10 protein-coding genes are annotated in these 14,040 nt (G+C 57.3%); 4 read left to right on the top strand and 6 right to left on the bottom strand.

What is annotated here, in order from left to right; genetic code table 11:
• Positions 1-57: 57 nt before the first annotated feature.
• Together AC2D8U_RS03045 and rfaH are read right to left on the bottom strand one after the other, a co-directional pair.
• Positions 58-2,811 (bottom strand): SLBB domain-containing protein, encoded by a 2,754-nt coding sequence (locus tag AC2D8U_RS03045; RefSeq protein WP_484617565.1) that lies wholly within the window; start codon positions 2,809-2,811, stop codon positions 58-60.
• Between the two features lie 227 nt (positions 2,812-3,038).
• Positions 3,039-3,530, bottom strand: a complete 492-nt coding sequence (gene rfaH, locus AC2D8U_RS03050) for a transcription/translation regulatory transformer protein RfaH (RefSeq protein ID WP_484617566.1) — start codon at positions 3,528-3,530, stop codon at positions 3,039-3,041.
• A 388-nt stretch (positions 3,531-3,918) separates the two neighbouring features.
• Here rfaH and AC2D8U_RS03055 point away from each other — a divergent pair, with 388 nt between their 5' ends.
• Complete coding sequence (locus AC2D8U_RS03055) at positions 3,919-5,424, top strand: peptide MFS transporter (protein ID WP_484617567.1); 1,506 nt, start codon at positions 3,919-3,921, stop codon at positions 5,422-5,424.
• Positions 5,425-6,677: 1,253 nt separating this feature from the next.
• On the opposite strand, the gene AC2D8U_RS03060 is transcribed toward AC2D8U_RS03055, so the two are convergent.
• A complete protein-coding gene (locus AC2D8U_RS03060; RefSeq protein ID WP_484617568.1) occupies positions 6,678-7,802 on the bottom strand; it encodes a response regulator in 1,125 nt (374 codons plus the stop codon).
• A gap of 37 nt (positions 7,803-7,839) precedes the next feature.
• Positions 7,840-8,601, bottom strand: a complete 762-nt coding sequence (locus tag AC2D8U_RS03065; RefSeq protein ID WP_484617569.1) for an MlaA family lipoprotein — start codon at positions 8,599-8,601, stop codon at positions 7,840-7,842.
• Positions 8,602-8,790: 189 nt separating this feature from the next.
• Between AC2D8U_RS03065 and AC2D8U_RS03070 the strand changes: the two genes are divergently transcribed.
• The gene (locus AC2D8U_RS03070; RefSeq protein ID WP_484617570.1) at positions 8,791-10,068 is read left to right on the top strand and encodes a hypothetical protein; all 1,278 of its coding nucleotides are present in this window, start codon (positions 8,791-8,793) and stop codon (positions 10,066-10,068) included.
• Entirely contained in the window at positions 10,058-10,369 is a 312-nt protein-coding gene (locus AC2D8U_RS03075; RefSeq protein ID WP_484617571.1) for an EscU/YscU/HrcU family type III secretion system export apparatus switch protein, read from the top strand. Before AC2D8U_RS03070 ends, AC2D8U_RS03075 begins: the two co-directional genes overlap by 11 nt.
• 57 nt (positions 10,370-10,426) lie before the next feature.
• Here AC2D8U_RS03075 and AC2D8U_RS03080 read toward each other — a convergent pair whose 3' ends face one another.
• Complete coding sequence (locus AC2D8U_RS03080) at positions 10,427-10,642, bottom strand: hypothetical protein (RefSeq protein ID WP_484617572.1); 216 nt, start codon at positions 10,640-10,642, stop codon at positions 10,427-10,429.
• A gap of 205 nt (positions 10,643-10,847) precedes the next feature.
• On the opposite strand from AC2D8U_RS03080, the gene AC2D8U_RS03085 reads away from it, so the two are divergent.
• Positions 10,848-11,399: an outer membrane beta-barrel protein gene (locus tag AC2D8U_RS03085; protein ID WP_484617573.1), complete on the top strand. Its 552-nt coding sequence runs from the start codon at positions 10,848-10,850 to the stop codon at positions 11,397-11,399.
• Between the two features lie 1,833 nt (positions 11,400-13,232).
• Here AC2D8U_RS03085 and rpiA read toward each other — a convergent pair.
• A complete protein-coding gene (gene rpiA / locus AC2D8U_RS03090; RefSeq protein ID WP_484617574.1) occupies positions 13,233-13,892 on the bottom strand; it encodes a ribose-5-phosphate isomerase RpiA in 660 nt (219 codons plus the stop codon).
• Positions 13,893-14,040 lie beyond the last annotated feature (148 nt).

Below are 14,040 nucleotides of genomic sequence, written 5' to 3' on the forward strand. Positions count from 1 at the left end.
AGAACCTAGGCTCTTTCCCAGAACCTAGGCTCTTTCCTAGTCCCGTTCACCCTCTCCTTAGATGATATTCAACGCGGAGATGGCGACGGCTGTGTTGTAGATAATGCCGGTGACCTGGCTCCACAGGGTCAGGTTGTCTTTGTAGTTGGTGTCCAGCGGCATGATGATGGTATCACCGGGGCGCAGGGTCTGCTCACCGCCAAACCAGAAGCTAGAGCGGGGGATCATCACAGAGCCATCAGCACGGACGACATAGAGTCGACCCGTGTCGGCACGCCGGGTGCTGCCACCAGAGAGTTTCAGGTAGTCCTTGACCGACAGTTTGTTGTCATAGCGATGGGAGGTCGGGTGCTGTACCTCGCCCATTACGGAGATGGTCTGACGCATCGGCGGGATATAGAGCAGATCGCCACGCTCTGCGGTCAGGTTGTGCTGCGGATCGCCAGCCAATACTGCTTCGAAATCCAAGACCATGCGACCGGTGGCTTCCAGTTGCTCCAACTGGGCCAGCATGGCATTGGTATCGGCCACCGAAGCATAAGCGCCCTGTTCGGACAGGGTACGGTTTGCCAGCTCCTTGCGCAGGGTGTTGACCACCCGCTGGATCTCCAGTTGCTCCTGCCTGCGAACAGACTCCCGGGTAAACACGCCACCATAGGGGTAGGCGTACTCGGTGTAGCCCCCGGCACGCTTAACCACATCCCCGAGGGTTTCCCCTCGCTGAATGGTGTAGACCCCGGGGAAACGCACTTCGCCGCGGATCTCCACGGTGGGCGCGTCCTGCCAGTCCGGCTTGGCAAAGACATTGAGGCGGTCGCGGCTGTTGAGGCGAATATCTGCCTGGCTATCGCCCTCGACCACTTGAGAGAGCTTCACCGGCAGATGATGAACGCGCGTGCCACTGATGTCGTTCACATCGGTTCGGGAGAGTTCGGCCTGTATCAGGTAGGCGCTCTCTTTCAGGCCACCGGCCAGGTTGATCAGATCAGACACATGGGCATTGTCGACCAGGGGGTAGAGGCCGGGGTTGGCCACTTCACCGTCCACGGCCACGACTTGAACCCTGTGGTTAAACCGCGCCTGATTGTTCAGCTTGGCCAAGATTGGGAACAGCAATTCACGTCGGGTCAGCTGAGGGGAGATGTTCACCAAGTCATCGTGCTGGAACAGTGCGACCAGCAAGCGGAACTTGAGATCGTTGTTGGCTTCCAGATCGTTATTGTCACTGCGCTTCTTATCCTGGACGGCGACACCCGCGATCTGGGCCTGGTTCGCCAGCTTGGTGTCGTACTCCATGCCTGCCAGTCCGGCCTTGGCTTCATCGGTGTTGGTCTTTGACTCGCTCTGCAGCTCCTGCTCCTCCTTCAACTCGGAAAACAGTTTGCCCAGCTCTCGGCGATCCAGCGCTTCGTCCCGTTCGTTAAACACGATGAGCTTGTCTCGGGGCATCAGCGGCAGATCATCCGCAGAACGAGGGTGGCGCAGGGCCGTCTCAAGATTGAAACCGTGGACCTCGATGTCACCACGCAGGTTGGTTTCCCGCACCAGAAGGGCATAACCGATATCGGTGTTCCAGGTCAGATCCGCCGAGAGGGAGCGCAGGATGTTGGACACCCGCATGCCATCCTGCCACTGGTAGTAACCAGGACGAGCCACCGAACCAACCAGGGTGATGGCCCCATCCATCTCATTGCTGGTGGCACGCACCTGCAGACGGTCACCATCCCGAGCCTTCATGGCCTTGCCTGCCTGGGTGGTCAGATCCACATTGACGACGCTGCGCTGATGACGCTCGTTGAATCGCTCGATGATGGAGGCCGATGGGTAGGCGCCCGCCAAAGCACCGCCGGCCATGCTCAGCACCTGAGCCATGGTTTCGCCCCCCGCCAACTCGTAGATGGCTGGACGGCGTACGTCACCATCCACCGCGACCGTGGCGTTCAAAGTGGGGACAAAGACCACATCACCGGACTGCAGACGGATATCACCGGAGGCATCTCCCCGCATCAGCAAGTCATAGGCATCGAAGTGACCAACCATTTTGCCGTCACGTTTCACCCGGATATCTCGCAGGGAGCCAATCTCACTCAGGCCGCCGGCCATGGTCAGGGCATGGGTCACGGTGGACAGAGCGCTGACCGTGTAGGAGCCAGGACGGTACGCCTCACCGGCAACGAAGATGCGAATGGAGCGCAGCTCGCCAATCGTAATGTTGGCTTGTACACCAATCATCTGATCGCTCACCGCCGCCTCGAGCAATGCGCGCGCCTCGGAGAACTTCATCCCGGCCACCTGGATGGGGCCCAGCTCAGGGAAGGAGATGCTGCCGTTACGGTTGATCTTCAGGGTGTGGGTCGCAGGATCCTTACCAAAGAGCTGGATCCGCAGTTCGTCGCCTGGGCCCAGGATGTAGTTCGCCGGGATGGGGACGTCGCTCACCGGCGCATAGGTCGATGGCACTCCGGAGAACAACTCGTAACCAAAGGGCTTAAGTTGGCCGTCATCAACTGGCTCCTCCAGCGCGCCAAACATGCCGAACATGTCGGCATAGCCGCCCGTCATCCCATTGTCCCGAGGCATGAGCAATGGCTGACTTTCTTCCTGGAAGGTTGGTCCCGTTTGGTTGACCGTACCCAACATGGCCGGATCGACCCCATACTGACGCGCCAAGCGCTGCTGCTCGCTGGCAGGTAGACGTTTGAACTGCTCTATCATCTGGGGGGAGATGTTGAGCGCTTGGGAGGCCGGTGCCGCCAGCAAGGGCAGTGCCGCTACCAGTGGGCTTAACCAGCGAAAAAGTCGTTGTTTCATAATAAGAGAGACATCCATTGCATAACCGTGCCCACATCAGTTAGTAAGCACGAACTGACACACAAGCTAATGTTTATTATGGGTTTTAATTTTTTAGTACGCACATTCGGGTCACGCTCCCGCCCTTGGGTTAGGCTCCCAAACAGCAGGCGGTGGACTGAACCGCGCGAACAGCAGAAAAACAACGGCAGGAACTCAATTCCTACCGCAATCAGAAAACAGGGCGACTAAGACTTTGAGAAAGACAGGTTATCTAAACTAAGTCGCTGAGTTTGTCCCATCATCTCGAGCAGCAGGAGACCACGGCGCTCACCATCTGGTTCGGCATAAACGGCTTCAAGGCTACTAAAGGGTCCATCCGTGATGGTGACCCTATCACCCGCCTTTGGCAGCTCGTCCACCTGCAACTCCTGCCGCTGCTGCTGTTGACGCAGTGCCACGACAAGATCCGTCCCCACTGGCTGTATCTGCCCCTCGGTGCGGACGAGGGAGGAGACGCCGGGGGTGTTCAAGATGGCGCGAACCGGGGTGATATAAGGGTCAAAACGCACAAAGAGATAGTTTGGAAACAAGACCTGGGATTCAACGACAGACTTGCCACGCTTAATGCGCTTTACACGCATCTCGGGTAGGAAACATCCAATACTACGATTTTCCAGATGCGCACGCGCCAGGGCCTCTTTACGCCCCTTACAGTACAGCAAGTACCACGCCTGCATGCTATCCCCTAATGTCTAATTTTCAACCTGGCAAGACGGTCAACGTAAAGCCTCAAGCATGATACCAGCGCAAGCCCAGCAAGCAACTCAAGGGGCTGAATTTGACCCGTTTCAGACCGATAAATTGTCTTATCATCCCAACTGACGATGTACCGAACCAAGGGGTAATCCTTTTCTTACAATGACTTAGTCCAGAGCCTAATCCTACGGCAGTCTACCGCCCGCATGTTACAAAAGCTTTCATTTATGCAACATTGCGACTAAGGTGGGCAAGCTCTCGCATCCGGGTATAACTAGCTCGCAACCAAGGCGACCAAGAGTGTTCTGGAATTCAATTCCGGATCGCACTAAAACAAGATCAGAACGACCAAGTCAGGTATCTGCACAGATGAGTTCACAGAATTTCAATCGTGGTGAGTTTCTCGGCCACCCCAAAGGCCTTTTCCTTCTATTTACTACCGAGCTTTGGGAGCGATTCAGCTACTACGCCATGCGGGCCATCCTGGTGTTGTATCTGGTCGACCGGGTCAGTGCCGAAGGCGGCGCGGGCCTGGGCTGGACCAAGGCCGATGCGCTGTCCCTGTACGGCACCTTCACCGGCCTGGTCTATCTCACCCCGTTGATCGGCGGCTATCTGGCTGACAATATCCTGGGCCAAAGGCGAGCGATCATGATTGGCGGTGCCTTGATGGCATTAGGTCAGTTCACCCTTGGCGCCCCCCATGTCTGGTTCCCGGGATTGGAGACTCAAGTCTTCTACATCGGCCTGGGGGCTTTGATCCTGGGAAATGGCCTGTTCAAGCCCAACATCTCAACCATGGTGGGCGATCTCTACCCCGAAGGCGACCATCGCCGGGACGGGGCCTTTACCATCTTCTATATGGGCATCAATATCGGTGCCGCCCTCTCTGGCCTTCTGGTGGCCTGGGCCTATACCCGGTTTGGCCATACTGAAGTCATCGGGGGCGAAGAGGTCTTCATCAATAACTGGCAGGCTGGTTTTGTCCTCGCAGGAATTGGCATGCTGCTCGCTTTAGTGATCCAGGCGGTCTGGGGCAATCGCTTACTGGGTGACATCGGAACCGTTCCCGCGGCGACGCGCGAAAAAGAGCTGCAGGGCAATGCGCGTAAAGAGCCCCTCACGGCTGTGGAGCGTGACCGTATCAAGGTGATCTTGATGCTGGGCCTGTTTACCATCATTTTCTGGGCGGGGTTTGAGCAGGCCGGCGGCCTGATGAATCTATTTACCCATGAGTTCTCCGATCGCACCATTGGCAAATGGGAAGTCCCGGCTTCCGTGTTCCAGTCACTGAATCCCATTTTTATCGTGATCTTCGCGCCCGTGATCGCATCTGTCTGGATCCGGCTGGGCTCAAGAGAACCCAACTCCCCCATAAAATTCAGTTTGGCACTGGTGCTGCTGGCCGTAGGCTTCCTCTTTATGATCGGTGCTGTCATGCAGATGGATGGCGATCCGACCAATAAGTCTTCCATGTGGTGGCTGGTGGGTGCCTACCTGTTCCATACCCTGGGGGAGTTGTGCCTTTCCCCCATAGGTCTCTCCATGGTGACCAAGCTGGCTCCTCTACGGATCGCCTCCCTGATGATGGGTGCCTGGTTCCTGTTTATTGCGGCAGCCAACAAGATTGGCGGTTGGGTGGGCTCGCTGATCGGTCATGGCGGTGAAAAAGAGGAGCAACTGGCCAATGCCCTGGGGATCTTTGCCGGGATAACCATTACCGCCACCCTATCCGGCATCATCCTGTTCTTCATGGCCGATAAATTGGTGGACTGGATGCACGGTGCCGAGGACGCCCATCATGGGGATGAACTGCAGGCCCTCGAAGATGAAGTCGCGGTTACCGCAGAACATGAGGCGATGCCCAAGAATTGAGGTAAACACGCTGGGTAGCTTGGTGCTCTGCGTAGCGAAGCTCAACGAGTGCCCGTTTCCCGGTTTCCCCGGATTTTGGGTACCCGCGTAGGTTGACGTCGAGCGAAGCGAGGCTCAACGAGTGCCAGTTTCCCCGGATTTTGGGTACCCACGTAGGTTGACGTCGAGCGAAGCGAGGCTCAACGCTTTACGGCGGTTTTGGGGATGGGTGTTGAGCTTCGCTGGGGCTCAACTCAACCTACGATTCTGTGCAGATTTCCTATACCCGAGTAGGTTGATGTCGAGCGGAGCGAGGCTCAACATTTTCGTCGGATTTGATTCTGGTGTTGAGCTTCGCTGGGGCTCAACTCAACCTACGATTTTGTCCCGGTTCCCCGCGTAGGTTGACGTCGAGCGAAGCGAGGCTCAACGAGTGCCAGTTTCCCCGGATTTTGGGTACCCACGTAGGTTGACGTCGAGCGGAGCGAGGCTCAACATTTTCGTCGGATTTGATTCTGGTGTTGAGCTTCGCTGGGGCTCAACTCAACCTACGATTTTGTGCAGATTTCCGATACCCGCGTAGGTTGATGTCGAGCGGAGCGAGGCTCAACATTTTCGTCGGATTTGATTCTGGTGTTGAGCTTCGCTAGGGCTCAACTCAACCTACGATTTTGTCCCGGTTCCCCGCGTAGGTTGACGTCGAGCGAAGCGAGGCTCAACGAGTGCCAGTTTCCCCGGATTTTGGGTACCCACGTAGGTTGACGTCGAGCGGAGCGAGGCTCAACATTTTCGTCGGATTTGATTCTGGTGTTGAGCTTCGCTGGGGCTCAACTCAACCTACGATTTTGTGCAGATTTCCGATACCCGCGTAGGTTGATGTCGAGCGCAGCGAGGCTCAACATTTTCGTCGGATTTGATTCTGGTGTTGAGCTTCGCTAGGGCTCAACTCAACCTACGATTCTGTCCCGGTTCCCCGCGTAGGTTGACGTCGAGCGAAGCGAGGCTCAACGCTTTACGACGGTTTGGGGGGATGGGTGTTGAGCTTCGCTGGGGCTCAACTCAACCTACGATTTTGTGCAGATTTCCGATACCCGCGTAGGTTGACGTCGAGCGGAGCAAGGCTCAACGCTTTACGGCGGTTTGGGGGGATGGGTGTTGAGCTTCGCTGGGGCTCAACTCAACCTACGATTCTGTCCCGGTTCCCCGCGTAGGTTGATGTCGAGCGAAGCGAGGCTCAACATTTTCGTCGGTTTGGGTTGGTGGGGCTGAAAGCCTCAGGCTGAGGCTTGCAATTGCACACATCCGCCGGAGTTCTGCCCGTCGGTGACACCGGTGAAGTGGTCATTAAGCAGGTCCCGGCGAACCTGACCGTCCCCTTCCAGTAACACCAATGCCTGCCCCGGTTGAAGGTTGCGAAAATGACTGTGAGGCCGACTCTCTCCTGACAACCCAATCGGCGGCGTGTCCGGGATCATCACCGGAGACAGGGTTTTGTCGCTACGCAAATACACTTTGACGCTGCGACCTGCCCGGCCGATGGCGACCCGACGGGTCTTCAGGTCAAACACCATGTAGGTGATATCCAGGGTACAGTTCAACCCCGACTTCACCAATTGCTCATTGAGATAGGTAAGCATGGCAAAGGGTTCGAGTACCGCACTGCTACCGCCCTGACGGAAGCGTTTAAGCTTTTGATTGAAGAAACTGCGGATCAGGACGCTGATAAAGGCACCGACATTGCCACTGGGTGAAACTTTGGCCAGGTAGGCACAATAATGGTGCTTACCGCACTCGAAGCCATCACACACCACGTCGCTAACCGGTTTGCTCTTGTAGACGTTGTAGGCAAACTTGCAGTTTTCCCGCTCCTGCTGAGCACTGGGAAACAGTTGCGCTTGCACGAGTTGAGCCGTATGGGTGTCATTACGAAGAGCATCAAGGTTATCGGAGATGGCCAGAGATTGGGTTGGGTTTTCCCACTCGGTGCCGGTGCTGTAGGTGGTCTGTGGCGGCTCGAGCCCCCCGGATTCCCGCAAACAGTCCACCATGGCATGGTTCAGCACGGTCAGATCGGTAATGGGCTTCATCAGGTAATCCCAGGCACCATTACGCAGTGCCTCCACCACATCGGACATCGCTTTGTTGGCCGTGATCACTATGCTCGGTACCTGGGGGGCCAGGGCGGACAGCTCGGTTAATAACTCGAGTCCCCCCATCCGAGGCATACACAGATCAACCAACGCGAGATCGGGACGCTCCAGGTGAAACTGCTCCAGGCCATCTTGGCCGTCCTCTGCTTCCCTGACTTCCATTCCCTGCTGGCGACAGTAGTCGCTAATAAGCTGACGAAACACCGGATCGTCTTCGACGATCAGAACCTTGATACCTTGCAACTCCATGAATCACCTGATCCTCAAAGACGAGTCTATGTTGTTATCAGTCCATCTCGTCCAAGTAGTCATCCATCCAATCATCGTCATCCTCCTTTAACGGCGGTTGGCCATCATACAGTTGGAATTCGATGTACTGAAAATACGCTTCCTTGGTAAAGGCATAAGGATCCAGTGAGCTGTCCAGCAATGCCTCTTGCTCAATAAGCTTAGACCGTGTCGCCAGACCGTCCAGCATCCAGCGCCCGGCTGCCTGCCAAAAATTAAACAAGCTATGAGGAAAATAGAGCTTATCAACAATGTCACCGGCCTCATCCCGCACTGAGCTGGGCCCCAAGACCGGCAGCATCAGGTAGGGACCATCCGGCACCCCCCAGTAGCCCAGCACTTCACCAAAATGATCCTGCTTGCGGGGCAAGCCCATGTCTGCGGCGATGTCCATCAAACCGGCTACGCCCAGGGTGCTGTTGATCAAAAATCGGGCGGTCGCATTAGCCGCCCAGTCGGGCTTTAGCTGCAGCAGGTTGTTGACGGCACTGAAGGGCTCGTCCAGGTTGTTGACGAAGTTCTCGACGCCCTTTTGCCCGGGCTGGGGCATGTAGTTGGCATAGGCATGGACAACAGGACGCGCCAGGTAGCGGTCGAAGTATTCGTAGTTGAATGTCCACATCCATCGGTTGAAGGTCTCGAGAGGATCCCTCGGATCTGTATAGTGCTCCTCAATCCCAAAATCGTCTTGCTCGACGCCCTGGGCCAGCGCTGGTAGCACGACCAGCAAGGATACAAGCAGAGAAAAAGCTCTGATCACATCCACTCTCCTTAATCTCATTGCCATCCTGGCCGATATCAGTAACAAGGGTAGTGCACCACATGAGTTTTGGGCTCGGTACCTGAGCCTTTACGCAAACAAAAAAGTCTTTTCGCGCATTGAGTTAGCAAAAGCTTATCATTTTTGCCATGCACGATAACCCTTTTCGTAACCCAGGCAGGAGTCTCTGTGTTTTCCCTAGGATCATCTCTTCCTGTTGCGGCGGGCGCCAACAGCCAGCAACTGGGCACTCTGGTAAGGCTGGTAACGGTACGCACCGAGATCAGTGCCTTGACGGTCACCAGCGGCGGTCAAAGCCTTTCCTTTTCCCGTCCATCCGGGGCGCTCACCGGCTCCTATGTGCTGAGCCAGCAGGCGGGTCAACCCATCCTGCAACAATGGCTCGCTTCGCCAGATCTATCCCGCCTGTTGGCCAGTCTGCCCGAGCCGATCAACCAGAGACTACTCCAGCAACTCAGTGCCCCCAATGTCGCGCTACCTGTACGCAGTGATCCCCAGGGCAAGGCCAGCATTCAACTGCCACAAGGCAGCCTCCCTCTGCCCTTCCCTTTGCCACCCAATGGCGATTGGCTGCTACGCCTGCAAAGTGGCGAACCTCCCAGGCTCCAGCTTTATCGCCTGGCCCAGATCTTGCGGCTATTGCCGGTGACGCCACCGCCCTCGACAAACCAGCAAGCGGCTCAAGGTCAACCTGCCGTCCAGGCACGCCCCTTTGAAGGGCAAACAGCAGCCCAGTTGCGTCAGGATCCCCTGGCCCAGTTGATCCGTCAGATCGCCCCGCAGATGGGACAAAGCGCCTTGACTCCCCTTCCCCTGCCAAGCCTGAGTCAACTGGCCAACCCCATCTTGCTGGCTCACCTTTTTGCTCAGATCGGTCGCTTCCCTATGGCCAGTGGATTGGCGCCGCCACTGGGGCCGCTAGCGCAAACCTGGCAGCGTCTACTGGGTGTGCGTAGCCGAAGTCGCCATGAAGAGGAGGAGGAAAGCCTGCTAAACCCGGCAAGCCGTCAGGAAATGCTCAATAAGCTGGCCCCGATGATCCGGGATCTGACCCAGTTCCAACAGCAGAGCCAACCCGACAGTGAGCACCCACTACTGTTTTTAGCCTTGCCTTATGGACACCAACAAGAGCAACGAGAACTCCAACTCTCCCTGCAGCACTATCAGAGCACCCCGGATGATGAACAAGGTGCCTGGCTGCTGGTACTGAGGTTTGAGCTGGATCAGGGCGCGATGCTGATCAAGGCCCGCTATCAGGCAAGCAACTTAAGTCTGGATATGACCACTACCAGCCAACTTCTCAAGGAGCAGGCCCAGCAACACTTCGACGCCCTGTGCGAGCGCTTCGGCACTGCCGGGATCCCTGTCGCCCCCCTGCAATGCCGGATCGGCTCAGTGCCGGATAAACTCACCGATGGAAGGCCCATGCTGACCTATGAACGATAAATCCCCCCCGAGTAACAAGGCCGTTGCCCTTAAATACGATGGGCAAACCGCCCCCATCGTCACCGCCAGCGGTGAAGGTGAAGTGGCTGCCCAGATCCGTACCCTGGCCGAGGAAGCCGGAGTCATGGTGCACCAAGATCCCCAACTGGCGGAGCTGTTGGCCAAGTTAGAGCTGGGAGAGCGGATCCCCCCCCAGCTCTACCTCATCATCGCCGAGCTGATTGCCTATGTGTACCTGATTGAGGGTCGTTTCCCCGAACAGTGGAATAACATCCATCAGAGGATCGCCACCAAGGCATAAGCCAGTGCGAGCACAAGCAAGGGCAAGCCGCACGCCAGCAAGAGCTGGCTGAAAAGCCTACAGGGCCAGATGCACAAACTGGCGCTGAACACCTAACTGCTCACTGGCCTTCTCGACAGCCTCCTCACCCGAATGGGCATCCAGGGGGATCCCGCTGCTGTGAAAGACATCATTGGTGTACTCATCCCAAAACACCAAGCGTGCCTGCCACCCCTCCGTATCCACTGCGCTGGCATCATGGAACACTTCAACGTTGGCGTAGTTTCGACTCATGGCATTGTCCTCCGTACCACTGCAAGACAGCAGTAAGTATGAACCAAGCTCAAGCAAGCGGGTGTCGCCCTGAATCCCATGGGCCTCGCGGTGTTCAAATGGACTGACTATCGGGAGATGATCCGGATCCCAATTTACCGGTTTAGGCTTTGCCCCACTCCCATGACAGGCTGAGAATGCCGTTTTGGCTCACTCACCTGTGATTATGCGCGCCCTATTCTTAGCCTCAATCCTGCTACTGTCCCTACCCGCTCAGGCCTTCCAGCTTTCCGATCAGGCGGCGCGACCCCGTGGCGATCTGCTCACTCGCATGCCCTACGTCATACTGGCGGCCGACCACTTCAATATGAAGGAGGGCGATCTCTGGGGCGTTACCCTGGCACCGCATCACTATGATCCCCATTACCCGGACTGGGGCTATTACGGTGGCTTCGCCTGGGGGGGGTCAAGCTCAGTCAATGTCGATGCGCCCGGTGAAGCCAAAACCCGCCGCACCATGGGCCGTTTTGGCCTGAGCTACCGCCTGATTGCCGACCTCAGTGTCTTTGGTGGCGTTGCCCGATTAACCGATGAGCTCAAGTATACGGACAACATCATGCCCCTCAGTACAGAAGGCAAACCCACCTGGCATACCGAGAAAGATCACCGTTGGGGAGTCGAATATGGCTTGCGTTATGCCCTGCCCGGTAATGTAGCCATCGGGGTCGGCTACAACACCGCCACCGAGTCCATGATGTTCACTCTCGGGTTGCATTAATACCCAGGTGAGATGAGCGAAGCTCAACACCCATCCCCCCAAACCGCCGTAAACCGTTGAGCCTCGCTGCGCTCGACGTCAACCTACGCGGGAAGCCGTAAACCCGGACAAAATTGTAGGTTGAGTTGAGCCCCAGCGAAGCTCAACACCCATTCCCCAAACCGCCGTAAACCGTTGAGCCTCTCGGGGGAACCGGGGAAACCGTTGAGCCTCGCTCCGCTCGACATCAACCTACGAGGGGAAACCGGGAACCGGGGAAACCGTTGAGCCTCGCTGCGCTCGACGTCAACCTACGAGGGGAAACCGGGGAAACCGGGGGAACCGGGGGAACCGGGACAAAATTGTAGGTTGAGTTGAGCCTAAGCGAAGCTCAACACCCATCCCCCCAAACCGCCGCAAACCGTTGAGCCTCGCGGGGAAACCGTTGAGCCTCGCTCCGCCGGGCGTCAACCTACGAGGGGAAACCGGGGGAACCGGGGGAACCGTTGAGCCTCGCGGGGGAACCGGGGAAACCGTTGAGCCTCGCTCCGCTCGACATCAACCTACGAGGGGAAACCGGGGGAACCGGGGAAACCGTTGAGCCTCGCTGCGCTCGACGTCAACCTACGAGGGGAAACCGGGGAAACCGGGGGAACCGGGACAAAATTGTAGGTTGAGTTGAGCCTAAGCGAAGCTCAACACCCATCCCCCCAAACCGCCGCAAACCGTTGAGCCTCGCGGGGAAACCGTTGAGCCTCGCTCCGCCGGGCGTCAACCTACGAGGGGAATGTCGGGACAAAATTGTAGGTTGAGTTGAGCCTAAGCGAAGCTCAACACCCATCCCCCAAAAACCGCCGTAAAACGTTGAGCCTCGCTGCGCTCGACGTCAACCTACGAGGGGAAACCGGGGAAACCGTTGAGCCTCGCTCCGCTCGACGTCAACCTACGAGGGGAAACCGGGGGAACCGGGGAAACCGTTGAGCCTCGCTGCGCCGGGCGTCAACCTACGCGGGGAGTGTCGGGACAAAATTGTAGGTTGAGTTGAGCCTAAGCGAAGCTCAACACCCATCCCCAAAAACCGCCGCAAACCGTTGAGCCTCGCTCCGCCGGGCGTCAACCTACGCGGGGAATGTCGGGACAAAATTGTAGGTTGAGTTGAGCCTAAGCGAAGCTCAACACCCATCCCCCCAAACCGCCGCAAACCGTTGAGCCTCGCGGGGGAACCGGGGAAACCGTTGAGCCTCGCTCCGCTCGACATCAACCTACGAGGGGAAACCGGGGGAACCGGGGAAACCGTTGAGCCTCGCTGCGCTCGACGTCAACCTACGAGGGGAGTGTCGGGACAAAATTGTAGGTTGAGTTGAGCCTAAGCGAAGCTCAACACCCATTCCCCAAACCGCCGCAAACCGTTGAGCCTCGCTGCGCCGGGCGTCAACCTACGAGGGATCATCGGGACAAAATTGTAGGTTGAGTTGAGCCCCAGCGAAGCTCAACACCCATCCCCCAAAAACCGCCGTAAAACGTTGAGCCTCGCTGCGCCGGGCGTCAACCTACGCGGGGAGACCGGGGGAACCGGGGAAACCGTTGAGCCTCGCTCCGCTCGACGTCAACCTACGCGGGGAATGTCGGGACAAAATTGTAGGTTGAGTTGAGCCTAAGCGAAGCTCAACACCCATCCCCCAAACCGCCGCAAACCGTTGAGCCTCGCTCCGCCGGACGTCAACCTACGAGGGGAAACCGGGGAAACTCCAAAAGCCCAGGGCAACAACGCTCAACACCGGCTCGGGATCCATCCGAAAATGCAAAAACGCCCCCGCACCGATAGGTGCGGGGGCGTTTTGAGGGTGCTCCGCCTTAAGGCTTAACGGTGCGGACGCCGCCCTCTTCGCCCAGCAGCAGCACATCGGCGCCGCGGAAGGCAAACAAGCCATTGGTGACGACACCTGGCAGGTTGTTGAGGTGCTGCTCCAGGCCCTTGGCATCGGTGATCTTCAGGTTGTGTACATCCAGGATCTGGCAACCGTTATCGGTAATACAACCTTCGCGGAAGATGGGATCTCCCCCCAACTTGACGATCTCACGGGCCACGGCGGCGCGGGCCATGGGGATCACCTCTACCGGCAGGGGAAAGCTGCCCATTACATCCACCAGCTTGCTGCCATCGGCGATGCAGACAAACTGCTTGGCGATGGAGGCAACGATCTTCTCCCGGGTCAGGGCAGCGCCGCCGCCTTTGATCATCTCCATCTGGTGGTTGATCTCATCGGCACCGTCCACATAGATGGAAAGTTCGCTGACGCTGTTCATATCGAACACCTCGATCCCCAGGGCCTTGAGACGCTCGGTGGAGGCTTCAGAGCTGGAGACGGCTCCTTTGATCTGATCAGCCATGGTGCCCAGGGCATCGATAAAGTGGTTCACCGTACTGCCGGTGCCCACACCGACGATGGTGTTCTTTTCGACGTAATCCAGCGCGGCCCAGCCGGCGGCTTTTTTTAACAGATCTTGGGACATAGGAAATTCTCCGGTGGTTATGGCGCCGATTATAGTGACCCCGATCCCATCTGTCCCGAGGATTTTTGCTCTTAGTCGTGTGAAAACAAGAGGGTGATAACAGGACGAGGACTCTGAGGTGTCCAAACCGCTAAGTGGCGGTTCAGCC

The sequence above is a fragment of the Ferrimonas sp. YIN67 genome (genome assembly GCF_057219095.1).

Bases quoted from the DNA above. Each gene is read 5' to 3' on its own strand.
- AC2D8U_RS03045 (WP_484617565.1), bottom strand. From the start codon at position 2,811: ATGAAACAACGACTTTTTCGCTGGTTAAGCCCACTGGTAGCGGCACTG.
- rfaH (WP_484617566.1), bottom strand. From the start codon at position 3,530: ATGCAGGCGTGGTACTTGCTGTACTGTAAGGGGCGTAAAGAGGCCCTG.
- AC2D8U_RS03055 (WP_484617567.1), top strand. From the start codon at position 3,919: ATGAGTTCACAGAATTTCAATCGTGGTGAGTTTCTCGGCCACCCCAAA.
- AC2D8U_RS03060 (WP_484617568.1), bottom strand. From the start codon at position 7,802: ATGGAGTTGCAAGGTATCAAGGTTCTGATCGTCGAAGACGATCCGGTG.
- AC2D8U_RS03075 (WP_484617571.1), top strand. From the start codon at position 10,058: ATGAACGATAAATCCCCCCCGAGTAACAAGGCCGTTGCCCTTAAATAC.
- AC2D8U_RS03080 (WP_484617572.1), bottom strand. From the start codon at position 10,642: ATGAGTCGAAACTACGCCAACGTTGAAGTGTTCCATGATGCCAGCGCA.
- AC2D8U_RS03085 (WP_484617573.1), top strand. From the start codon at position 10,848: ATGCGCGCCCTATTCTTAGCCTCAATCCTGCTACTGTCCCTACCCGCT.
- rpiA (WP_484617574.1), bottom strand. From the start codon at position 13,892: ATGTCCCAAGATCTGTTAAAAAAAGCCGCCGGCTGGGCCGCGCTGGAT.